Below are 13816 nucleotides of genomic sequence, written 5' to 3'. Positions count from 1 at the left end.
AAGTCGCCCCCTCAACAATAACCGTATTGATTGCGCTTCGCAGTATTTATTGACAAAAGACAAACAATAGAACGACAATCAAAAAAAACAAAATTGACAAATTTACGGAGGCATCACAATGTTAAATCGCTTTGGTATTGCTTCGCGGCTATTGATCGGCTTCGGGATCATCATCCTGATCGCCATCGTGATGGCCATCGCCGGCATCATGCAACTGTCGCGCATCGATACGCATCTGTACAACATCACCCAGGTCAACGGACCGGAGAAAGACATGGTGCTGAGGATGCGGATCATCGCCGATAGTCGCGCCATAGCCAACCGCGACCTGGCACTGGAAAAGGATCAGGCCGGACGCGATGCCGTCCTGGCTCGCCTGAACGAGATGCGCGGCCAGTTCAATGCTGAGCACAACAAGCTACTCGACCTACTCAAGGCAACGGACGGCGAACCGCGCGAATTCCAAGCGCTGGAAAAGATCATGGCGGCTAATGCTGCGGCCCGCGAGCAAGGCGACAAGCTGGTCGCGCTAATCAAGGCGGGCAAAGAAGCCGAGGCCCGGGAAACAGCCCTGACCGTTCGCACTTTTTTTGGCAAGCTCCGCACCGAGATCGAAGCACTCGCCAAGATCGAGGACGAGCTCAACGAACAGGAAATCAAGAATGCCAACGATGCCTATGCCAGCGCCAGAACCCTGCTCATCGGACTGGTGCTCGCCGGCATGGTCATCGCTGTCGCAGCAGCCCTCCTGATCACCCGCTCGATCACCGGCCCGGTCAATCGCGTCTTGCGCTCCGTGGAGACAATCGCCGCCGGCGACCTGACAGTCAAGCTCGCGCCTCAAGGCAACGACGAGATGGCCCGCCTCGAAACCGGCGTCGCCACCATGAGCGAATCCTTGCTCAAGGCTATCGGCGAGGTTCGCCGCAACGCCGAGAGCGTGGCGCAGACCTCAGGCTCCCTGAGCACATCGGCGCAACAAGTCCGCAACGGCTCCGAGGAGCAATCCGAATCGGCTTCGGCCATGGCTGCGGCGCTGGAGGAAATGTCCACCAGCATCAGCCATGTTGCCAGCCTGTCCAACGACGCCCGTAGTCAGGCGCTGGCCGCCAGCGATGGCGCCGACCTGGGGGCGAGGGAGATTGCCGCCATGATCAGGGAGCTGGACAGCCTGTCGCACAGCCTGGAAGGAAGCGCCGCCAGCGCTCATGAGCTGGACAAGGAGTCCGAACGCATCTCCAGCATCGTCAGCGTGATCAAGGATGTGGCCGACCAGACCAACCTGCTGGCGCTGAACGCCGCCATCGAAGCGGCGCGGGCCGGGGAAATGGGCCGTGGCTTCGCCGTCGTTGCCGACGAGGTGAGGAAACTGGCCGAGCGTTCAGCCAGTTCCGCCCAGGAAATCACCAACATGGTTCATGCGATCCAGGAGCGCAGTCGCCAGATGACCGGCAACATGGAGAACACCGTCACACAAATGCGCGACGGCATGGAACGGGCGAAATCTGCTGGCGAATCCATCGCGGCAATCAACGATGGAGCCAAGCAAGTGGCTGGGGTGATCGACGATGTCAGCGTGGCGCTCGAAGAGCAATCGAGCGCCAGCCAGGAACTGGCCAACCGCGTCGAAAAGATCGTACACATGGTCGAGGAAAACACGATGGCCGTCGGTTCGGTTGCTCAATCCGCCACCGATCTGAGCGCGCTCTCCGACTGTCTTGTAAACGCCGTTTCGCGCTTCAGGACCGCCTGATTCAGCCTTTTCACACGGCGCTATCGTCGGTTTTTCGATTGAATAGCGCCACGCAACGTTCGATCAGGTCGTCGACATAGGTAAACACCACCGGGATGACCAGCAGGCTGAGGAAGGTGGAAGTGATCAGTCCGCCGATCACGACAATCGCCATCGGCGCCCGGAAACTCGGATCGACGCCGATGCCGATCGCAATTGGCATCATGCCGGCCCCCATCGCCACCGTCGTCATGACGATCGGCCGTGCCCGCTTGCGGCAGGCATCGAGCAGGGCATCCCAACGGCTCAGCCCATGCTCGCGGCGGGCCAGCACCACGTAGTCGATGAGCAGGATGGAATTCTTGGTGGCGATGCCCATCAGCATGATCAGGCCGATCATCGACGGCATCGACAGCGCCTTCTGCGCCACGAAGAGCGCCAGGAAGGCCCCCGGCACCGACAGCACCAGGGCCGCCAGGATGGTCACGGGCTGCACGAAATCCTTGAACAGCAGCACCAGCACGATGTAGATGCACAGCACGCCGGTGGCCATGGCCAGACCGAAACTGGCGAACAGCTCGCCCATCGCCTCGGCATCGCCGATCGTGGTCTGGATGATGCCCGGCGGCAGGTTGGCGATGCTCGGCAGGGCCAATGCCTTGGCCTCGACCTCGCCGAGCGGCACACCGTTCAGCTCGATCTCGAAATTGATGTTGCGCAAGCGGTCGTAGCGGTCGATCTCGGCCGGGCCGCCGGCAATACCGATCGACGCCACGTTGGCCAGCGTCACCGGCCCGCGCGCGCCGGGCACGGTCAGCCGTTCGAGCAAGGCCAGGTCGGTGCGCGCCTCGGGCGGCAGCTTGACGACGATGGGCACCTGGCGTTGCGCCAGATTGAGTTTGGCCAAGCCTTGATCGTAGTCGCCGGCAGTGGCAATGCGCAGCGTATCGGCGATGGCCTGCGAGGTAACGCCAAGGTCGGCCATGCGCGCGAAATCGGGGCGAATCACCAGCTCCGGGCGAACCAGGCTGGCGGTGGTCGTCACGTTGCCGATACCCGGAATCCCCCGTAGCTCCCGCTCCACCTGGCGGGCATGTTCGGAGAGCAGCGGGCCGTTTTCGCTGGCCAGAACCAGGATGTATTTCTCGTTGGCCGATCCGAGGCCGACCTTGACCTGGGCGCCGGGAATCGCCGACAAACCATCGCGCAGCTGAGCCTCGATATCCTGCTTGGTTGTCCCCGGGCGCTCCTGGCGCGGCGTCAGGTTCAACGTCAGCGTCGCCTTGCGCACCTCGGCCGCACCTTGCGGCGCGAACGGGTCGCTGCCCGCCTTGCCGCCGCCGACGGCGGTATAAACCAGCTTGACGTGCGGATTGGCCTGGGCGATGGCGCGCGCCTGCTCGGCGGCGGCAAAGCTGTCCTTGAAGGTGACGCCGGGCTGCAGGGTCAGGTAGATCTGCGTCTGCGACAGGTCGTCCGGCGGCAGGAAGCCCTTGGGCAGCAGCGGCACCAGCATGAAGGAGCCGAAGAAAAAGACCGCCGCAGCCAGCAGGGTTACGACGCGATGGCGCAGGCACCAGGCCGCCCAGCCTTCATAGACCTGTAGCCAGCGTGGCGGCCGGTGCTCGTCGGCGACCGGCTTGAGGATGTAGGCCGCCATCATCGGCGTCAGCATACGGGCGACAACCAGCGAGAAGAAGACGGCGATGGCCGCCGTCCACCCGAATTGCACGAAGAACTTGCCGGCCACGCCGCTCATGAAGGCCGTTGGCAGGAAGACGGCGATCAGCGTGAAGGTGGTGGCGATGACCGCCAGGCCGATTTCGTCGGCCGCCTCCATGGCCGCCTGGTAGGGCGTCTTGCCCATGCGCAGGTGGCGCATGATGTTCTCGATCTCGACGATGGCGTCGTCAACCAATATGCCGACCACCAGCGACATCGAGAGCAGGGTCACGACATTGAGGGTGAAGCCCATCTGCCACATGACGAAGAAAGTCGGGATCGCCGACAACGGCAAGGCGGCGGCCGACACGAAGGTGGCCCGCCCATCGCGCAGGAAGAGCCAGACGACGAGCACGGCGAGCAGCGCCCCTTCGATGAGCAGCTTCATCGAACCTTCGTAGTTCTCGACGACCGGATCGACGAAATTGAAGGCCTCCGTGATCTCGATGTCCGGATGCTCGGCCTTCAGCTTGTCCAGCGCGACGAGCACGGCATCGCGCACCTCGATCTCGCCCGCCCCCTTGCTGCGCGTGACCTCGAAGCCGACCACCGGCTTGCCGTTGAGCAGGGCCGCCGTCCGGCGTTCCCCTACGGTATCGCTGACCCTCGCCACCTGATCGAGGCGGATGCGCCGACCATCGGAGAGCACGATGTCCATGCCGCCCAACTCGTCGGCGCTACGTACCGTCGCCAGGGTGCGCACCGACTGCTCGACGCCGCCGATATCCGACTTGCCGCCGGAAGCCTCCTGCTGGATACGACGCAACTGCCGCGAAATATCGGCGGCCGTGGCATTCAGCGCCAGCATGCGGGCCGGATCGAGCTCGATGCGTATCTCGCGGGTCACGCCGCCGACCCGCGACACGGCCCCGACGCCGCGCGCCGAGAGCAGCGCCTTGCTCACCGTATTGTCGACGAACCACGACAGCGCCTCGTCGTCCATGCGCTTCGATGCCACGGTATAGGTCAGGATCGGCGCCCCGGACAGGTTAACCTTGCTAACCACCGGATCCTTGAGGTCGCCCGGCAGGTCGGCGCGGATGCGCGACACGGCATCGCGCACGTCGTCCAGCGCTTCCTGCGTCGGCTTTTCCAGGCGGAACTCGACGGTCACGATGGCCGTGCCATCCTGCACCTTGGTATAGATATGCTTAATGCCCTGCAGCGTCGCCACCGAATTCTCGATCTTGCGCGCCACCTCGGTCTCCATCTGTGCCGGCGCCGCGCCGGGCAAGGTGGCGGTGACCGTCACGGTCGGCAATTCGATGTCCATGAATTGCTGGATCTTCATGCCCTTGAAGCCCATCAACCCGGCCAGGGTGAGCAGCAGGAAGAACAGGATGGCCGGCGTCGGATTCCGGATCGACCAGGACGAAACGTTCATGGCTTGGCGTCCGGCGCGACCTTGACGGCATCGCCGTCAGCCAGGAAGCCGGCCCCCGATTCGACGACGCGCATACCCGGCTGCAGCCCGGAAACCACCTCGACCCGGTCGCCCGAGCGCCGGTCGAGCACAACCTTGACCTGCACCACGCGGTCCTCGCCCTCCAGGCGGAACAGGTAGGCAAAGCCTTCGCGCAGCACGATGGCGCTCTGCGGGAGCGTTAAGGCCGGCGCACGCCCGAGTTCGAAGGCGCCGCGCGCGAACATGCCGGCACGCACTGCCGGCGACGGCGGCAAATCGACATAGACCAAGCCGTTGCGCGTCTGCGGGTCGATGCTCGGCGCCACGGCCCGCACCGTCCCCTTCACCGTCTCGCCGCCCGGTGCGGTCAGAACAGCGGCGATGCCGGGCTTGACCTGGCCCAGATCGGCCGATGGAACCTCGGCGCGCCATTCCAGGCGACCGCCGCGAATCAGACGGAACAGCTCCTGGCCCGACTGGGTCAGCGAACCGACGGTCGCATTGCGCGCCGAGATCACACCATCGTCCGGCGCCAGCACACCGGTCTTGTCCATTTTCAATTGGGCTGACTGCAAGCGGGCCTGCCCAGCGGCAAGGCGCGCCTGTGCCGTATGCAAGGCGGTCTGGTACTGGGTGTTGAGCTGCGAGCTGTAGAAACCCTTCTCGCGCAGTTCCCTGGCGCGTTCGGCATTGGCCTTCGCCTCGCCGGCGCTGGCTTCCAGCTCGGCAACCGCCGCCCTGGCCTCGGCCAGTTCGCTGGCCACCGTGTCATTGGCGATACGGGCCAGAACCTGGCCTTTCCGGACGACATCGCCCACCTGCACCCGCACCTCGGTGATCCGGTAGTTCGCGATTTCCGCGCCGATCACCGCCTCCTGCCAAGCCACGATATTGCCGTTGGCCGATAGCAGTTTCGGCCAGTCCAGCGTTTGCGGCAAAGTCAGGCCGACAGTCAGCGCCGGACGGGCTGCGGGCGGCCTGGCCGCCTCGTCGGGCGGCGAGGCATCCGGGCGCAGCAAAACGAAGGCCATGCCCACCACCCCCAGGGTAGCCAGCACCAATAAGCGGGATTTGCGCCCGCGGAGCAGACCCGATGTCTTTTCACTCATGCCTAAACCTGTATCGACCGCATGCAAAGAGAAGTCCCCCTTGCGGGGGACGAAAAAAACGGCCAATGATACCGCGTTCGGCGCTTATGTCAGCGCCGTAATGACCCCTTGGTCATCAAGGTTTCGCCAGCTCGGCCTTGGCCTCGGCCTCCGTTCCGCTGATCTTCGGCGCGATCTGCCGCTTGGCCAGCGCCTCGCCCAGCTTCATGCGCAGGAAGGTGCTGGCGGTGTAGCGCGTCACGTCGTGGTAGTGGCGCTCGACAACGCCTTTCACCATGTCGATGTAGGCATCGACCAGCTCCGGCGAGATGTTGAAACGGTCGTAATTGACGATGGCGTTGACCTTGTGGCCGACCGGGTCGAGCGCTGCGTCAACCGCTGCCTCGATGCGCCGGATGTCGTCAGCGCTGCGCACGTTGAGACCCGAAAAGTCGAGGAAGAACAGGTTTTGCGCCGCATCGTAGGAAAGGCGCTCGGGTAGCGGCACGTCGAGCAGTTCAGGACGGATGCCCATCGGGCCATCGGCGAAGATGCGCGCGTCCATGATCGCCGGTTCACCGTCGATGATCGGCCGGAAGGCCATCTTATCGAGGATGTCCTTTTGCAGGTCGACGCCGGGTGCAATTTCGGTCAGCTGCAAACCCTGCGCCGTCAGCCGGAATACGCAGCGCTCGGTGACATAGACCACCTCCTTGCCACGCCGCGCCGCCTCCGGGCCGCTGAAGGTGCGGTGCTCGACCTCGTCGACGAACTTGACCGACTTGCCGTCTTCCCGGATGTGCAGCTTTCCGGCCTCGATCGCCACCTCCAGGTTGCCGGCGGTGAAGGTGCCGACGAAGACGACCTTCTTGGCGTTCTGGGAGATATCGATGAAACCGCCCGAGCCAGCCAGGCGCGGTCCGAACTTCGAGACGTTGAGGTTACCCTGCTTATCGGCCTGGGCCAGCCCGAGGAAGGCGATGTCCAGACCGCCGCCCTGGTAGAAATCGAACTGGCTGGGCTGGTCGATGATGGCCTGGGTGTTGGTCGCCGCGCCGAAATTGAGACCGCCTGCCGGCACGCCGCCGACCACGCCCGGCTCGGCGGTCAGGGTCAGCAGGTCGATGATGTGCTCCTCGGCCGCCACGTTGGCGACGCCTTCCGGCATGCCGATGCCGAGGTTCACCACGGCATTGGCCTTGAGTTCCATGGCGGCCCTGCGGGCGATGATCTTGCGCTCGCTCATTTCCATGGCCGGAATGGCCGACATCGGCACCTTGATCTCGCCCGAAAAAGCCGGGCTGTACTGCTCGATGAAGGTCTGCATGTGGTACTCGGGCTTCTCGGCGACCACCACGCAATCGACCAGGATGCCCGGGATCTTGACCTGGCGCGGATTCAGCGTGCCGCGCTCGGCCACCCGCTCGACCTGGACGATGACGATGCCGCCCGAGTTCTTGGCGGCCATCGCGATGGCCTGGGCCTCCAGCGTCAGCGCCTCCTTCTCCATCGTGATGTTGCCGTCCGGGTCGGCCGTCGTGCCGCGAATGATGCCAACGTGGATGGGGAAAGCCTTGTAGAACAGGTATTCCTCGCCATCGATCTCCATCAGGCGGACGATGTCCTTGGTCGTCATGGCGTTCAGCTTGCCGCCGCCGAAACGCGGATCGACGAAAGTGCCGAGGCCGACCCGGGTGATCGTCCCCGGCTTGGCCGCGGCAATGTCGCGGAACAAGTGGGTGATCACCCCCTGCGGCAAGTTATAGGCCTCGATGCGGTTGGCCACGGCCAGCGCCTGCACTTTCGGCACCAGCCCCCAGTGCCCGCCGATGACGCGGGAAACCAGGCCGTCGTGCCCGAGGTGGTTGAGGCCGCGTTCCTTGCCGTCGCCCTGCCCGGCCGCATAGACCAGGGTCAGGTTGCGCGGACTCCCCTGGCCTTGCGCATCGGCCGCCTGGCTTTCAACGAAACGCTGCTCGATGGCCACGGCGATATTCTCGGCAAAGCCGATGCCGACGAAGCCGCCGGTGGCGACCGTATCGCCATCGCGGATCAGGCGCACCGCGTCGCGCGCCGACACCACCTTGCCGGTGTCGGAAGCGCGCAGTGAATTCGCCATGGGGTGACGGGTAATTGGCATGTTCATCTCCTCGCTATTTTTGTTGGACTAGACGATACCCGTGGCGTAGAAAACCGCAATGACCACGAACACCGCCAGCGTCTTGATGCAGGTGATGGCGAAGATGTCCTTGTACGACTGGCGATGGGTCAGGCCGGTCACCGCCAGCAGCGTGATCACCGCGCCGTTGTGTGGCAAGGTATCCATGCCGCCGGAAGCCATCGACGCGACGCGATGGAATACTTCGAGCGGAATGCCGGCAGCCTGGGCATTGGCGATGAAGGTATCGGCCATTGCGGCGAGCGCGATGCCCATGCCGCCGGAAGCCGAACCGGTAATACCGGCCAGCGCCGTGACCGTGATCGCTTCATTGACCAAGGGATTGGGAATCGCCGACAGGGCATTGGCAACAACCAGGAAGCCCGGCAATGCCGCAATGACGGCACCGAAGCCGTATTCGGAGGCCGTGTTCATGGTCGCCAGCAGGGCGCCGCCGATGGCCGTCTTGCTGCCTTCGGCGAATTTGGTGAACACCATCTTCCAGGCAAACAGGAAAACGGTCGCAATGCCGATCAGCAGCGCTCCCTCGACCGCCCAGATGGCCGCCACCGCCTTGGTTTGCTGGACCACCGGCGTGGCCTTGCCGATCACCGCCGGGATGAACGACACCTTCTCGCCGTAGAGTGCAGGAATGGCAGCGGTGAACACCTTGTTCATGACACCGACCATGACCAGCGGCAGGATGGCGATCAACGGATGGGCCAGGTTGCTGCTGTCGATCGGCTCCGGCTCGTTGCTGTGACCTTCGCCATACCCTTCACCGGCAGCGGCGGCACGACGACGGCACCATTCGAGGTAGCTCAGGCCGCAAACGAGGATGAACAGGCCACCGATGATGCCCAGCCACGGCGCGGCGTAGATGTCGGTTTTGAAGAAAGTGGTCGGGATGATGTTCTGGATCTGCGGCGTGCCGGGCAGCGAATCCATCGTGAAGGTGAAGGCGCCGAGCGCGATGGTGCCCGGAATCAGGCGTTTCGGAATGCCGCCCTGGCGGAACATTTCCGCCGCGAACGGATACACCGCGAAGACAACGACGAACAGCGACACGCCGCCGTAGGTCAGCAGGGCGCAGACGACAACGATGGCCAGCATGGCCCGTTCGCGGCCGATCAGCTTGATCACCGCCGCGACGATCGACTTGGAGAAGCCGGACAGTTCGATCACCTTGCCGAACACCGCACCGAGCAGGAAGACCGGGAAGAAGTTCTTGACGAAGCCGACCATCTTGTCCATGAACAAGCCGGTGAACATCGGCGCGACCAAGTTCGGATCGACGAACAGCACGGCGCCGAGAGCGGCGATGGGGGCAAACAGGATGACGCTGTAGCCGCGATAGGCCACGAACATCAGGAAAGCCAGCGATGCCAGCACGATCAGAAAATCCACGACTGTCTCCTTGATCCGTTGTTGTAAAGGCGGCCTATATGCACGCCTCGTGCCATAACGCGCAAGCAATTGATCAATAGGGAATTCTCGAAACCCGGAAAGCCCCGGCGCAAGTTACCCTGTTCGCGATTCAGGACAGGGTGTCCGGATCGGCAGACAGGTCAGGCCGAGCGGGCATCCACGTCGAGCGCGGCCATTTTCTCGTATAGGGCAGCCCGTGAAATCCCGAGCTGGCGCGCCGCTTCGGCCTTGTTACCCCGGGAACTGAGCAGCGCCAGACGGATTGCCTCACGCTCCGCCTGCGCCACGGCCTCGGCCATGCCCAGCGGACGCAGGCCAACCACCTTGGGTAGTGCGACAGCAGGCGCCGTCGGCATGACACTTTCCATGTCGTCGGCCTCCAGCGTGTCACTATCCGACATCAACAATGCCCGCTCCAGCACATTGGCCAGCTCCCTGACATTGCCGGGCCAATCGTGCCGGCACAGGCGGTTGATGGCACCGGTAGCGATCCCGCGCGGCGGCATGCCCTGGTTGCGGCAAATGGCATCGACCAGATAATCGGCGAGCAGGGCGATATCCTCAAGCCGCTCGCGCAATGGCGGCGTACGCAAGGTAATGACGTTGAGCCGGTAATAGAGGTCGGCCCGAAAGCTGCCATCGGCGACCATCCCTTCCAGATCGCGGCTGGTCGCCGCAATGACCCGGACATCGACCGACAGCAAGCGATTCGAGCCCACCGGCTCGAATTCGCCCTCTTGCAGGGTGCGCAGCAACTTGGCCTGGAGCGCCGGCGACATGTCGCCGATTTCGTCCAGGAAGAGCGTCCCGCCGTCGGCCAGCTTGAACTTGCCGTCCCGCCCGTTGCGCTCGGCGCCGGTATAGGCGCCCGGCGCAACGCCGAAAAATTCGGCTTCGAGCAGCGTTTCCGGCACCGCCGCGATATTGACGGCGACGAAGGGCGCCTCGGCGCGCACGCTGGCGGCATGGATCGATTGCGCCAGCAGTTCCTTGCCAGTACCCGTTTCGCCGAGGATGAGCACGGGCGCTGCCGTTCGCGCCGCCCGCCGGGCGGCCTGCTTGACGACGCTACTGGCTGTTCCGGCGCCGACGAAACTGGCGAAGGTGTACTTCGTCTTGCGCGCCTCGGCCAGTTTTTTCCGGGTTTCCGCAAGGTCGCGGCGCAAACGCTGGTATCGCGCCGTCAACGACACCACATGCCCCGGATCGTCGTACAGCATGAAGCCGACCGCGCCGAGCACCTTGCCGGCCTTGTCGTGCAGGGGCAGCCGGGTCACCACGAAGGCGGCTTCGCCATACTCCATGATATCGAGCATGATCGGCCGCCCGGTTTCCACCACCTGGCGCATCAGGCTATTGGGAATAACCTTCTCGATCTCCTGGCCAACCACGCACTCGGGCATGGCAATTCCCAGGCGCTCCGGATAACGCTCGTTCATCCAGACGATACGCGCCTCGGCATCGACGATGACCGCCCCTTCGCAATACTCGGCGTAGTGCGCGAGCAGCGATTCGGAAGCCAGCTGCCGCAATTCCTCGGCAGAAGTCATGCCCATGCGAACATGTCAGTCAGCAAGCGCCGCCTCGATTTCGGCAAAGGTGCGTGCCAGTTCAAAACCGAGAACCGGCACACCGAGCAGGCGCCCGATATGGGTGGCCGAGAACACACCGCGCACCCGGGGCTGGCCGGAAGTCGGGTCGACGTCCTCGACCAGGATATGCTGGCGCCCCAGATGCTTCAGGGCATCGAGAATATCAACCACCTTGGCGTGCAGCACCTCGTTCAGGTACAGCGTGTCGACACTGCCGATCGGCGTCATCAGGTCGGCCACCAGCAGCTCGTCACGCTTGCAGCCGCGGGCCTGCGCCACCTGGATCGGCTTTTCGCCGAGAATGTCGCGTGCCGTGATCAGGCCGAGCACCGAATCGCCGACGCCATTGACGATCAACATGCGAACACCCCGCGAAATCATCCGCGCATTGGCCTCGACCACCGATTCGTCGGCGCCGATCATGACCACGTTGACGCGCAGGAAGTCGGTCATCGCCTCGATGGCCGGCGATTCGGCACCGACCAGGTTGTAGCCGGAAGCACTCAGGGTAACGTTCTTGGAAATCTTGTGCGTGCGCACTTTGGCAGCCAAAGTCATGTCTCGATCCTCCTACTGGTTAGTGTTTTGCAGGCAAAACAGCACAGCGGAGCCGGCCCGTCCAAGCCATAGCTGGTCATTACCGGCGAAAGGTCAGTATTCTGCGAATCGCCCCGCAAGACAAGCACCCCAAGGGAAATCCCTAAGTCAACATAACGTCCGTTCAATCGATTAGCCAATGGCAGCAATAGACCTTTACTTCTAAACGACAGGTCTTGAATGCACGTGAACCCTGCTCTCAAGACTATCTCGGCACAATCACACCCGCAGTAAAAACCCAGATACCGCCTGCCTATACGGTGAGGAAGCAGCCATCCCCTTCAACTACCGATTTTCCTGGCAATACATATAGGCATTCGCCAATTGCTGCGTCCAAAACCCGTGCATTTGACCATTGGCATAACTTGCCGCACTACCTCGAAGATCCTTTACTTTGGCCATCGCGGTGTTCAGAAGCTGTCCAATTGCCTCTGCTCTTGAATCTTTATCCATCCGGCACAACAGCTTTTTCGAAATCAGATGTGCCTTCAAGCGCCCATCATTGCGGCAATCATCAAACAAAAAATAACCTTGGTCGATATCCGTCTGCCTTATCCGGAACAGTGTTTTCAACTGTGCAGTATCCAGCACCAGAAACCCGTATTCGTGCGCCTTCTCGCCAACCGGAATTCGCTGGTCTTCGACCAGCAGCAAAAATCCATCCGGTCTGAGTCCCCGCATGATCATGGAACCTGAAGCGAACATCGGCAACCATTGGTTGGGCGGAATTTCATGGAGTACGTTACACATCACAATGACATCTATCGACTCATCGTCTGACGACTCGAAAAATTCCTCTTCCGAGCCAAAGTAGCGCCCCTCCGCATTACCGTACAACTCCCGAATAACGGCACAGCAAATCTCTCTGTCACTCGGATAAGCATCATGAGCAAAATACTGGATACGCCTTGCAACCTCATCCCCGCCAAGCTCTTCGGCAATCCCCTCCAACAGACGCCCCTTCCCAGCGCCGAAATCAAGAATTTTTAAAGCACCAGAGGGGAAATGACGACTCAGCATCTGCGATATCTGACTAACTTGCGGATCATGCTCCCCAGCAGAAACAACCTTCGGCGGCAGCAAGCTTTCTATGGCATATGTCGTTGCCGCCAGAACCGACGGCATTCCGGAAAATGCGTGTAGCTGACCAACACGATCATCCCCTCCCAGCAATGCCTGCAAAATTTTCTCGGGTTTTCTTCCGGCATGGGTCGCTTGCCCCGCATCCATGCACCAAATCGCCATCGGTTCAATGTGCGCTATATGTGCAAGAAGCGGAACCGAATGCGTTGCAATCCAGATTTGCGAACTCGGTGCTGCCAATTGCAGCCTCTCCAGAAACTCGATGACGGCAGAAGGATGCAGATGGTTTTCCAGCTCATCGAGAATAAAAACCGTATCGGCCAACTCCTGGCTCTGTGCATGCAGCGCCACCGCCAGTTGCAGTATTATTTTTTGTCCTTCTGACAGTCCCGCTTCTGCCAGTGGCTCGTTGAACAGCGTTGCTTCGTCTTCAGTACTGCGTCCGAGAGGCACCCCAAGAAACGTCGAAATCAACGCATTCAAGGACTCATAACTTGCTATCGCCGAAGCTCGATCAGTATCGGTCCCGGCATACTCTTGATGCGTGGCTGCCCAGCGCTTGTCCTGAACTTTCTGAATGTAATGAAGACAATGATGCTGGTAGTTCTCTACCGGTGCATTTTTTGCTTCGGAAAATCGCAATTCCAGTATTGATTTGGTCAGGCCCCGCGGATCTTCCAAATCCAATCCTTTCGGCACAAATCGGAGTGTTTTTATGGCCGAACCAGCGCCTTCAACCTCCAACCCTCCATTCAGACGCTCCCGATTCTCCCTGGCCACCTTAACCCCATGCTCATACATGATTCTGCTTGGGCTATCGGGTCTATTCTCAATTTCCTTTTGCCAAATCCCAATGTTGTATTGGAGATTTTCCCGCTCTTTGCGGGTATTGAAATGATCTTTGGCGCAATCCTCAAGGGCATTCAATAGACGGCTTTTACCCGAGCCATTTTTCCCGGCCAGAGAGGTGGTTCCGCGAATCCGGACATCGAGTTAAGTGAAATCTCTGCT

8 protein-coding genes are annotated in these 13816 nt (G+C 61.8%); 1 reads left to right on the top strand and 7 read right to left on the bottom strand.

What is annotated here, in order from left to right; translation table 11 throughout:
- The first annotated feature begins 118 nt into the window (after nucleotides 1-118).
- Nucleotides 119-1753, top strand: coding sequence for a methyl-accepting chemotaxis protein (locus tag AB6Q56_RS21560; protein WP_434515056.1), 1635 nt, complete (start codon nucleotides 119-121; stop codon nucleotides 1751-1753).
- 10 nt (nucleotides 1754-1763) lie between these two features.
- Here the strand turns inward: AB6Q56_RS21560 and AB6Q56_RS21555 are convergent, their stop codons facing one another.
- The 7 genes from AB6Q56_RS21555 to AB6Q56_RS21525 form a co-directional block, all read right to left on the bottom strand.
- A complete protein-coding gene (locus tag AB6Q56_RS21555; RefSeq protein WP_434515055.1) occupies nucleotides 1764-4838 on the bottom strand; it encodes an efflux RND transporter permease subunit in 3075 nt (1024 codons plus the stop codon).
- Nucleotides 4835-5968: an efflux RND transporter periplasmic adaptor subunit gene (locus tag AB6Q56_RS21550; RefSeq protein ID WP_434515054.1), complete on the bottom strand. Its 1134-nt coding sequence runs from the start codon at nucleotides 5966-5968 to the stop codon at nucleotides 4835-4837. The genes AB6Q56_RS21555 and AB6Q56_RS21550 overlap by 4 nt, the downstream gene beginning before the upstream one ends.
- A gap of 115 nt (nucleotides 5969-6083) precedes the next feature.
- Nucleotides 6084-8087 carry an acyl CoA:acetate/3-ketoacid CoA transferase gene (locus AB6Q56_RS21545; protein ID WP_434515053.1) on the bottom strand — a complete coding sequence of 668 codons (2004 nt, stop codon included), beginning with the start codon at nucleotides 8085-8087 and terminating at the stop codon, nucleotides 6084-6086.
- Between the two features lie 27 nt (nucleotides 8088-8114).
- On the bottom strand, nucleotides 8115-9512 hold the full coding sequence (locus AB6Q56_RS21540) for a GntP family permease (RefSeq protein ID WP_434515052.1): 1398 nt from the start codon (nucleotides 9510-9512) through the stop codon (nucleotides 8115-8117).
- A gap of 161 nt (nucleotides 9513-9673) precedes the next feature.
- Complete coding sequence (locus AB6Q56_RS21535; RefSeq protein ID WP_434515051.1) at nucleotides 9674-11089, bottom strand: sigma-54 interaction domain-containing protein; 1416 nt, start codon at nucleotides 11087-11089, stop codon at nucleotides 9674-9676.
- A gap of 9 nt (nucleotides 11090-11098) precedes the next feature.
- Complete coding sequence (locus AB6Q56_RS21530) at nucleotides 11099-11683, bottom strand: CBS domain-containing protein (RefSeq protein ID WP_434515050.1); 585 nt, start codon at nucleotides 11681-11683, stop codon at nucleotides 11099-11101.
- 324 nt (nucleotides 11684-12007) lie between these two features.
- Nucleotides 12008-13732 carry an AAA family ATPase gene (locus AB6Q56_RS21525; RefSeq protein WP_434515049.1) on the bottom strand — a complete coding sequence of 575 codons (1725 nt, stop codon included), beginning with the start codon at nucleotides 13730-13732 and terminating at the stop codon, nucleotides 12008-12010.
- Nucleotides 13733-13816 lie beyond the last annotated feature (84 nt).

It is taken from the genome of Dechloromonas sp. ARDL1, from assembly GCF_051122455.1.
Classification (GTDB): Bacteria; Pseudomonadota; Gammaproteobacteria; order Burkholderiales; family Rhodocyclaceae; genus Azonexus.
The sequence above is the reverse complement of the archived record's forward strand: the minus strand, read 5'-3'. Positions and strand labels throughout refer to the sequence as shown.